7 protein-coding genes are annotated in these 10274 nt (G+C 41.2%); 4 read left to right on the top strand and 3 right to left on the bottom strand.

The features are described 5' to 3' along the window. Nucleotides 1-104 precede the first annotated feature (104 nt). Both CHX27_RS02185 and CHX27_RS02175 read right to left on the bottom strand, forming a co-directional pair. A complete protein-coding gene (locus CHX27_RS02185; protein ID WP_094485127.1) occupies nt 105-1436 on the bottom strand; it encodes a hypothetical protein in 1332 nt (443 codons plus the stop codon). A gap of 449 nt (nt 1437-1885) precedes the next feature. Further along, a complete protein-coding gene (locus CHX27_RS02175) occupies nt 1886-2329 on the bottom strand; it encodes an aspartyl protease family protein (protein WP_094485125.1) in 444 nt (147 codons plus the stop codon). Nucleotides 2330-2827: 498 nt separating this feature from the next. Between CHX27_RS02175 and CHX27_RS02170 the strand changes: the two genes are divergently transcribed. From CHX27_RS02170 to recO, 4 genes are all read left to right on the top strand, one after another. After that, nucleotides 2828-4153, top strand: a complete 1326-nt coding sequence (locus CHX27_RS02170; RefSeq protein WP_094485129.1) for a M16 family metallopeptidase — start codon at nt 2828-2830, stop codon at nt 4151-4153. 7 nt (nt 4154-4160) lie between these two features. Then, entirely contained in the window at nt 4161-6200 is a 2040-nt protein-coding gene (locus tag CHX27_RS02165) for a M16 family metallopeptidase (protein ID WP_207758924.1), read from the top strand. A gap of 112 nt (nt 6201-6312) precedes the next feature. After that, entirely contained in the window at nt 6313-8601 is a 2289-nt protein-coding gene (gene porZ, locus CHX27_RS02160) for a type IX secretion system anionic LPS delivery protein PorZ (RefSeq protein WP_094485124.1), read from the top strand. Beyond that, on the top strand, nt 8602-9297 hold the full coding sequence (gene recO, locus CHX27_RS02155; protein ID WP_094485123.1) for a DNA repair protein RecO: 696 nt from the start codon (nt 8602-8604) through the stop codon (nt 9295-9297). Nucleotides 9298-9358: 61 nt separating this feature from the next. Here recO and CHX27_RS02150 read toward each other — a convergent pair whose 3' ends face one another. Next, nucleotides 9359-10162: an RHS repeat domain-containing protein gene (locus tag CHX27_RS02150; protein ID WP_094485128.1), complete on the bottom strand. Its 804-nt coding sequence runs from the start codon at nt 10160-10162 to the stop codon at nt 9359-9361. Nucleotides 10163-10274 lie beyond the last annotated feature (112 nt).

Below are 10274 nucleotides of genomic sequence, written 5' to 3'. Positions count from 1 at the left end.
ACGTAGTCACCTAGTTGTATGTTTGGTATGGTGTTGAATTGAACTGCGAAAGGCAAAACGGCTTGTTCGAAAGGTGCAAGTGTAATATTTGATTTTTGAAAACCTTAGGCAGTGGCTATGCACGTGTTGCAATAACTTACTAAGGTTGAATAATCGGGTTTTTGAACGTTGAGCACTGCATTTACAATTGGTAAGGAGCCTATGTTTTTCACTTTTACCTCGTAGTATCTTGTAAATCCGGGCGAAGGCGTTTGATAGCTCACTAATGAAACAACTCCATTAATTGCGGGTGTTGAATTTATCGGAAAAAAATAGGTTGTTGTGCTACCTGCAATAGGATTTATATCCAAAAAAGAAGTGCCGCATGAAAACACTGGTAAAGATCCATCGTTAACCTGATACGATAAGCCATAGGTGATATTAGAAAGCGTGTTATACACGTAAGTACCTGTATCAGAGTACAGCTCTAGTTCGGTGCCATCGGATCCGGATATTAAGAATTTTCCTTCGACAAATAAGGGTTCGTCATCACTCTTTATGCCATTTCCATCCCAATCAACGAATGCAATTAATTGAACGGCCGAAGAAAAAACTTGAAGGTTTATGCTGGCAGAGCCCACGAATCCGCCATTAACATGGAATACACTGTACTGAAGATTGTACGTTCCTGCAGGCGTTCCCGGCAACGCACTTATAGTTCCACTTGCGTTAAGGTTAAAATTATCCCAGCCTTCTCCCGTTTCTTCCAGATAAACCTGTTGCTGAATCGCTGGAAAGGTTAGCGACTGGTAGTTTAAATAGTCGTTATAAAAAACTGAAGCTGTGGAAGTGACTATTTCCGTGTCGTCGACAAGAATACTAAGCGCGTCTGCGTTTATTGGAGTGTATGGTGTGATTTGAATTGAGGCCATTGCTTGACAAGGATTAGTTGATGAGTCGGTAACTACACAACTTATTTCTGATACTGCGTTTGAAGTTGGAATCAGTATCATACTTGTGTCGCCTTCTGTTTGGATTACTCCGTCTATACTCCACTGAAAATAATAAGGAGGTGTACCACCAAAAGTGTAACACATAACTGAAGACGTTGGGCTATCTAGTGTTGCAGCTAAAGATACTTCCATTGGGGGATTAACAATTACTATGATTGTACCAATAGATACTTCTCCAGTCTGCAAATTTAAAATTCGTACAAACTTTGTCTGACTTGCCGTTATCACTGTGGATGATGGAATACCGTTTAAATTTTCAGCGGCATCCACGTATGTGTTGTGTAATGTTACAAGATGCGTGTCGGGGTTATAATCGGGTTGCCAAGTTGTAAAAACTGACGACTCGATTATTCCTCCACCGTTACAAAATGATAGGGTTATAACAGCTTGGCAAAACGCGAAACTAGGTAATGTTATCAATAAAAGGATTAAGAATTTTTTCATAATAGTTGCGTTTAAAGCTGAGGTTTTATTTCTTAAAAAGTTTTATGTGTTCTACTACGTCTGCCGACTGTAATTTTACGATATAAATTCCACTAGTCTAATGCTGTGTGTCTATAAGTAGTTTTTCTGTAGCAGTATCTGCTATTCCGAGTAACGAACCTTTTAGTTGTAGTTGGCTAGCCGGCGATATATTAGTGGTTTAATTGAGTATCCGATAGGCCTTGTTCTGCGCGTTTGCTCACGATCCAAAACAAGCCATTCCATAACGAATTTTTTTCGTAATCTGTTTTGTACTATGTTCAGCAAGATTGTAAAAACCCGTTTCACAATCAATGTATATACGCGTATCTGCCCGTGGTGGCGGAGTTTGAACCTCCGAAGTCTGCTGCCCGTAACCTATAAAACTGAATAAAAAAAATAAAAAAAGTGGTGCTTGCTTCATAGGTTTACTATTTAGTAATCAGAAATATAGATTTATTTTCATAGTCAATCACAGCTTTGTATTTTTTCAATACATCATTTCCAATTATTCCCTGTACTGCATCTTGATTGACCGTCGAAAATGTTTGATTGACCGTGTCTAAATCAATCGTTAGAAACGACGCTTGGTCTATTCGCCATTTTCCCAGCTCAAAAATGTTCTTTTTAGAAATTTCTGCTGGCATGGGGACATCAGTAATCGCGCGAATTTCAAACCGACTCTTGCGCATCTTAAGCTGAAAATACGGCGCATAGTATGTGCCAACACAACTTATTGCGGCACCGGTATCCACTATAAAAACGCCACTTTTTCCATTAATTTTCCCCTTTATCAATATGTGTCCCGTTTTCGAAAAACTAATTTTAATTCCAACCCGTCGCACGTTCGCTTTTTTTCTTTGATCTTTTTTCATATCGCCAAAAATAAGCGCAATCTGTCAAGTCTGGATACGGTTTTTCCTCATTTTTTGGGCGTTTCGGCAAAAGCATTTTGTGGAAATACAGCTAACTTTTGCCGCCGCGCCTTCCGCTGTATCTTTTTTATTCCGCGAAGCTCCAAAAAAAGGATGTCGCTGCAGTCGCTAACGCATAAAAGAGTGCTAAATTTTTGTTAGGAAAACGTTTGCGCTCACAAAAATTTTACCTTTACGATCAAATTTCGAGAAAGTAGAACATCTAAATCGAGAATTTTCAGTTAAAACATGGGTTGGTAAGCTGTCTAGCTCTTGTTCTTATTACATAAAAATAAGTTGAAATAGCGGGAGTTTTTATAGCTGGTCAACTAAATTTTAACGATATAGAAAACTGAAATTCAAACATTTAGATAAATTTACCAACCGATTTTTAGTTTTGACGTAACTTTTGCGTCGAAATGTGTACCAATGTATCAATTCATCAAAATTATTAACCTTATGAAAAACTCTTTAATGGCTTTAGGTGCTGCTCTAATGCTAGGAGGTGTTGCTTCGGCGCAAAAAGTTGCTTTCGAAGAATACGATCTGGATAACGGCATGCACGTGATCTTGCACAAAGACACGTCGGCCCCTACTGTAATCACATCTGTAATGTACCACGTCGGTGCAAAAGACGAACAACCTGATCGCACCGGATTTGCTCACTTCTTCGAACACTTACTATTCGAAGGTACCCAAAACATTAAACGAGGCGAATGGTTTAAAATCGTTACGTCTAACGGAGGTGTAAACAATGCAAACACAACCGAAGATCGTACCTACTATTATGAAGTGTTCCCTTCTAACAGCCTTGAACTCGGTTTGTGGATGGAATCGGAACGTTTGCGCCATCCGGTAATCAACCAAATTGGTGTAGATACACAAAATGAGGTGGTTAAAGAAGAAAAGCGCTTGCGCTACGACAATTCTCCGTACGGACAGTTGCTTCCAGAAGTTAAGAAGCACATGTTTAAAAATCACCCATACCGCTGGACAACCATCGGTTCTATGGAGCACCTCGACGCAGCAAAGCTTGAAGAATTCCAAGCTTTCAACAAAAAGTTCTACGTGCCTAACAATGCCGTTTTAGTAGTTGCTGGTGATATCGATATTCCACAAGCAAAAAAATGGATTCAGCAGTATTTTGGTTCAATTCCAAAAGGAGCGCCAGTAACGCGTCAGACCTATACTGAAGAGCCAATCACTCAAACCATCAACGCGTCTTTCGAAGATCCAAACATCCAAATTCCAATGGTTGTTGCGGCATACCGCACGCCTTCAATGAAAACACGCGATGCACGAGTTTTAGACCTAATTTCTACTATTCTTAGCGACGGAAAATCGTCTCGTCTATATAAGAAAATTGTAGACGATCAGAAAAAAGCACTTCAAGTAGGCGCTTTTAATTACAGCCAAGAAGATTACGGAACATATATTCTTTATGGTTTACCACAAGCTCCTGCAACAAGCGAGGATCTACTCGCTGAAGTTGATGCTGAAATCGTGAAATTACAAACAGAATTGATTTCCGAGAAAGAATACCAAAAACTCATGAACAAGTATGAAAACGACTACGTTAACAAAAATTCAAGTGTAGAAGGAATTGCAGATAATTTGGCAACATACTACATGCTTTATAAAGATGTTAATTTAATTAACACAGAAATCGAAATGTACCGCTCAATAACAAGAGAGGAAATCCGCGATATCGCTAAGAAGTATTTAAACCCAAATCAGCGTTTGGTTTTAAACTATGTACCAGCTAAAGATAAAGCACAAAACTAACAGCATCATGAAAAAGACATTTTTATTAATAGCCGGCTTGTTTTTCACGGTACTTATGCAAGCACAAAATTTCCCACAACCACAACCAGGACCATCGCCTGCGATTAAAATCGGAAAGCCTGAAACCTTCGAACTTAAAAACGGTTTGAAAGTGTTGGTTGTAGAAAATCACAAACTACCACGTGTATCGTTCAATTTAAGTATCGACATTGCTCCTTACGCAGAAGGCGACAAAAAAGGCGTTTCGGATATGTTGAGCGCTTTGATGGGAACAGGTACTACCAAAACTTCAAAAGACGCCTTCAACGAAGAAGTTGATTTCTTAGGTGCAAACATCAACTTGTATTCAGGTGGTGCTTCTGCATACGCCCTTTCTAAATACGCTGGTCGTGTCTTAGAACTTATGGCAGAAGGAGCTTTAATGCCAAAATTCACGCAAGAAGAATTCGACAAGCAAAAAGAGAAAATGATCGAAGGCTTGAAAAGCGACGAGAAAAGCGTACCTGCTACAGCTTCACGCGTGAATTCAGTACTTACATTCGGAAAAAATCATCCAAACGGCGAATACCTTTCTGAAGCAACCCTTAACAACGTAACGCTTCAAGATGTCATCAACAACTACAACACGTACTATGTTCCAGGAAATGCGTACCTCGTTATTGTTGGCGATGTTAAAGTGAAAGAAGTTAAGAAAATGGTTGAGAAACTTTTCGGTGGCTGGAAAAAAGCTACAGCACCAAGCGTTTCTTACCCAGATCCAAAAGATGTTCAGTACACGCAAATCAACTTTGTTGACATGCCAAACGCTGTACAATCGGAAGTAGCATTGATTAATCTGTCTAACTTGAAAATGACAGATCCAGATTATTTCCCAACAATCATCGCAAACCAAATTTTCGGTGGCGATTTCAACAGCTACATCAACATGAACCTGCGTGAAGCACACGGATGGACATACGGCGCACGCTCAGACATCGGTTCCGGTAAGTACATCAGCAACTTTGAAGCTTCTACGCAAGTGCGTAACACGGTTACCGATTCAACAGTAGTTGAGATTCTTAAAGAATTAAAGAGAATCCGCACGGAAGACGTAACTGAAGAAATGTTAAATAACGTAAAAGCAGGTTATATTGGTCGTTTTGTAATGAACATCCAAAAACCACAAACCATTGCATCTTTTGCATTGCGTACACGTACACAAAATTTACCTGCCGATTTCTACGAAAATTACATCAAAAGCATTCAAGCAGTAACTGTTGCCGATGTGAAACGTGCAGCTAACAAATATTTCTCTTACGACAACGCACGTTTAGTGATTGTTGGTAAAGGAAGCGATGTTTTGCCAGCGCTCGAAAAACTGAAAATTCCAATCTTCTATTTTGATAAATATGGAAATCCAGTTGATAAACCTGCACCGAAAAAAGAAATTCCTGCCGGCGTAACTGCAAAAACAGTTTTAGCGAAGTATATCGATGCTATCGGAGGTCAAAAAGCAGTTTCTGCTGTAAAATCAATCGCAGTTTCAGGTAGCGGATCTGCTCAAGGAATGACACTAGGTTATTTCAAAAAAGCAACCACTGCTGGAAAATCTCTTGAAGGTTTAAGCGTTATGGGACAACAAATGAAAAAAGTATTCGACGGAAAGACCGGATACCAGTCTCAAGGCCCACAAAAAATGCCGATGGAAGCCGACGAAATTGCAAGCATGAAATATTACGCACAACCATTCCCAGAGTTAACTTTGACAAACAATCCAGATGTTAAACTGGTAGGAATTGAAAACGTAAACGGTTCTGATGCATACGTGATCCAAGACGGTGACACTAAATTGTTCTACGACATGACTTCCGGACTTAAAGTTATGGAAAGTAATGATGTAGATGCAGGCGGTCAAAAAATGACAGTTAGCTCGCCATTCAGCGATTATCGCGATGTGAAAGGAGTAAAGTTCCCGTTCAAAACGGCACTTAACGTAGGAATTGAAATCGATATCACAATTAGTGAAGTGAAAATCAACGAAGGTGTAACCGACGCTGATTTCCAATAAGCCAATCACAACTCATTCAAAAAGGCTGTTCGTTTCGAGCAGCCTTTTTTATTGCCGTTCAATAAAATCCGCTGCGCCGCGTTTCTTTATATTTGCAGTCCATTCCAATTGTATGAGAATTCTAATCTATTTGTTGCTCGTTCCTTTTTTCTGCTCATTCGCTCAAAACAACAGCAGATGGACCGGCTATTTTTCGTACAACGAAATTATAGACGTTACTCAAACCGATTCTCGTGTAACCGCAGCTTCAATAAATGCACTCTTTACGCGTAATTTAATTTCTGGCGACGTAAGTACTGCAAATACTATAGACGGACTTCCCAGCGAAACTATCACAGCTGTATATAAGAGTGCTCAACAAAACAAAACACTTATTGGCTACCAAACGGGCTTAATTGTGGTAATCAACGATGCCGATCGTTCCATCACCACCATTGTTGACATCGTTAACAAACAGTTGCCGCCAAACATCAAGCGAATCAATCATTTTCAAGAAACCGAAATTGGTGTGTTAATAAGCTGCGATTTCGGAATCGCGCAGTTTAATCTACAAACTTTACAGTTTGGCGACACTTATTTTATTGGCGCAGCAAATCCTGAAATTTCGGTAAAACAAACTACAACCTTTAACGGAGAAATCTATGCAGCTACCGTCGAAGGAATAAAGAAAGCAGTTATCACCAACCCAAATCTAATCGACGCGCAGCAGTGGCAAAACGTGCAAAACGGCAATTTCGACGCTGTAGTTGCGTTCGAAGATTTACTGTATATCGGCTTAGCAAATGGACAGGTTTTGCGATCTTCTAATGGAACAAGTTTTCAGAATTTCGCGCAGTTAAGTCCAAACCTAATCGATTTAAGAAGTGCCAACGGCAACCTAATTGCAGTCTCGGAAACTACTGTACGGATTTATAATGACGCAGCAGCTCTCATCCGAGAATTGTCGGCTGCAGAAGTAAACTCAAACAACATACGTTTTACTTGTGCTACTGTCGTTAACAATAACGTCTATATCGGAACCAATACACAAGGACTACTTGCTGGTGCTTTAAACGCAAGCTCTTTTCCTTCAATAAGCCCAAGCGGACCGCTTCAAAACAACGTTTTTGCACTGGCAACCTTGTCTACAGGTTTTTGGGCGGTTTATGGCTCATACGACGAAACGCTAAATCCGAATCCGCTAAAATTTTTTGGTGTAAGTAAATACAATAGCGAAACCGGTTGGCTCAATATTCCATACGGTGAATTGAATGTACCCTCGATAGTTCGCGTAACAGTAAACCCAATTAACGAGAATGAAGTTTTTATGTCGTCGTACTACAACGGATTATTGCGATTTGAAAACGACGAGCTAGTCGACATTTTTAATCGCAGCAATACCGGAACTACAGGTCTAGAAACCATTTTTCCCACCGATCCACCAACCGAAAATATTCGATTAGAACAAGCCGCTTTTGATTCTCAAGGAAATCTGTGGCTTACCAATGCTATAGTTAGGAGTCCGCTTAAAGTAAAACGAGCAAACGGATCTTGGCAATCCTTTAATATGGAAGCTATTCTTACCGATTGGACCGACACGCGCTTTATGCGTTTGGCAATCGACAGAAACAATACCAAGTGGATGTGCACGCGTTCAGACGGTTTGGTTGGCTTCAACGAAACAGCAAATCCGCAGTTTAGAAGAATTTCAGAGGGCGAAGGAAACGGAAACTTACCGGCTAATCGCGTACAAACCGTTGCCATCGATAAACGCAATCAATTGTGGATCGGAACACGCGAAGGTTTACGCGTAATAGGTGCCGATCGGTTTTTAGATCCCGATAGCGACTTGCGTTCCAACCCCATTATCATCGAAGAAGAAGGACTCGCACAAGAACTTCTCAACGACCAATGGATTACCGATATCGTAGTAGATGGCGCCAACAACAAATGGATCGGCACACTCGACGCAGGCGTGTTTCAAGTCTCTGCAGACGGCCAACAAACCTTGCAACGATTCACCACCGATAATTCGCCACTGCCGAGCAACGAAATAAACGATATTGATATCAACTCGGTTACCGGAGAAGTCTTCTTTGCAACCACCGGCGGCTTGGTATCCTACCGCGGAAACGCCATCGATGCCAGCGACGACTTGCGCGATGTTTTCGTCTATCCAAATCCGGTTCGGCCAAATTATACCGGAACGGTGAAAGTTAGTGGACTTACCGACAGCGCCAACGTAAAGATAACCGACATTACCGGCAGTCTCGTTTTTGAAGCCATATCCACCGGCGGAACCATCGAATGGGATACCACTGCTTTCGGAAAATACCGCGTGGCATCTGGTGTGTACATGATTTTTATCTCTACCGAAGACGGCGCCGAAACCACTGTGAAAAAAGTAATGATTGTTCGCTAAATGATTGCAGGAAAAGCACTCGTACTTTCAGCGGTTCGCTACCAAGAAAAATCGCTGGTAATTAGCTGCTTTACCGCAGAAATCGGACGAAAGAGTTTCTTTGTTCGCGACGCTTTTAGCGGAAAAGCCAACAAATTCAAAAGCTCCTATTTTGAGCCGCTTACCCAACTCGAAATCGTTGCTACAAACAAGCAAAAAGGAACGCTCGAATACTTTAAAGAAGTAAAACTTCACTACGCGTATCAACAAATTCCGCATCATTTCGTAAAACGAAGCTTGGCACTTTTTTTAGCCGAAATTTTAAATCAAGTAATTAAGGAAGAAGAAGCCAACGACACGCTGTTCGCCTATCTTGAAAACAGCTTGTTGATTTTAGATGAAACTGCGGAAACAGCCACATTTCCGTTGCAGTTCTTGCTGAACCTGAGTTCGTACTTGGGCTTTTTTCCCGATTTTTCTGCAGAAGCGAGTTTCTTCGATTTAAAATACGGCGTTTTTCAAGACCACGAATCCGACTACACACTCAGCGAAAGCGACTCTCAGCTTTTTCGAAATCTCGGCATGGGAAACAGCAACCACTTTACTAAACTCGAACGCCGTGCGGTATTGAACAGCGTACTCGAATTTTACGCACATCATATCGACCACTTTAAACGCCCAAAATCGCTAGACGTTTTGGCTGAGTTGTTCGGGTAAGGGTAGTTCAAAGAAGTGAAAAAAGCGAAAGAATTAAACATTCCTAAAGAAATTAGTCAACCTATTTTAGGGACGTACAAGCTTCTTTGTCCTTTTTTCTAACATCAAATAAGTTTACTGGAGGTTCCCCTCCCCCCAAACTCTGATCCACCGCAGCGGCTCCAACATTAGCAGCAAGACCATTTATAGCTCCTATAGCGTCTTCTGCCTTGACTTCATCACCATCTTGAGTTCGCCAGCCACCTTCATCCCAATCATAATATATCGGGGCTGTTTGTGAAGCCTCAGCTCGCATCCCATCCGGATCAATAAAATACACAGGATTATTATAACAATAGTTGTACGGATTCCACCGTCTTGAAACTTCCGCCAACGGATCCACATTCATCCACCTACCAATTGCCGCATCGTAATTCCTTGCCCCGTAATCGTAAAAGTTTAACCCTAACTCATCCTGCCGCTCTTGTCCAAGAAATTTATACTGCCACTCCCGCCTTTCCGTAGGTTGTATCACGTATAGCGTTCCGTGTGGTTCTTTAATAAATTCANAATAGTTGTACGGATTCCACCGTCTTGAAACTTCCGCCAACGGATCCACATTCATCCACCTACCAATTGCCGCATCGTAATTCCTTGCCCCGTAATCGTAAAAGTTTAACCCTAACTCATCCTGCCGCTCTTGTCCAAGAAATTTATACTGCCACTCCCGCCTTTCCGTAGGTTGTATCACGTATAGCGTTCCGTGTGGTTCTTTAATAAATTCAAAACGCTCACTGGCGTAGTTTTCGTGTTTCAAACCAAAGGGGTAGTAATGGTTTTCTTCTAAGATTTTCGGAACTCCCGGACCGTGCTCGGTATAACTCATGCGCACGTTTCCAAGGTGGTCGGTGTAGTTGTACACGTAGAAGAATTTTTCGGGTGTGGCAAATTCTACGTAGCCTTCTGCGGTAGGAAATTTCTAAGAACGTATTAGAGGA

It is taken from the genome of Flavobacterium aurantiibacter (genome assembly GCF_002251775.1).
Classification (GTDB): domain Bacteria; phylum Bacteroidota; class Bacteroidia; order Flavobacteriales; family Flavobacteriaceae; genus Flavobacterium; species Flavobacterium aurantiibacter.
Note: the sequence above shows the minus strand (reverse complement) of the source record. Positions and strands in the feature narration are given on the sequence as shown.

Bases quoted from the DNA above. Each gene is read 5' to 3' on its own strand.
- CHX27_RS02185 (WP_094485127.1), bottom strand. From the start codon at position 1,436: ATGAAAAAATTCTTAATCCTTTTATTGATAACATTACCTAGTTTCGCG.
- recO (WP_094485123.1), top strand. From the start codon at position 8,602: ATGATTGCAGGAAAAGCACTCGTACTTTCAGCGGTTCGCTACCAAGAA.
- CHX27_RS02165 (WP_207758924.1), top strand. From the start codon at position 4,161: ATGAAAAAGACATTTTTATTAATAGCCGGCTTGTTTTTCACGGTACTT.
- CHX27_RS02170 (WP_094485129.1), top strand. From the start codon at position 2,828: ATGAAAAACTCTTTAATGGCTTTAGGTGCTGCTCTAATGCTAGGAGGT.
- CHX27_RS02175 (WP_094485125.1), bottom strand. From the start codon at position 2,329: ATGAAAAAAGATCAAAGAAAAAAAGCGAACGTGCGACGGGTTGGAATT.
- porZ (WP_094485124.1), top strand. From the start codon at position 6,313: ATGAGAATTCTAATCTATTTGTTGCTCGTTCCTTTTTTCTGCTCATTC.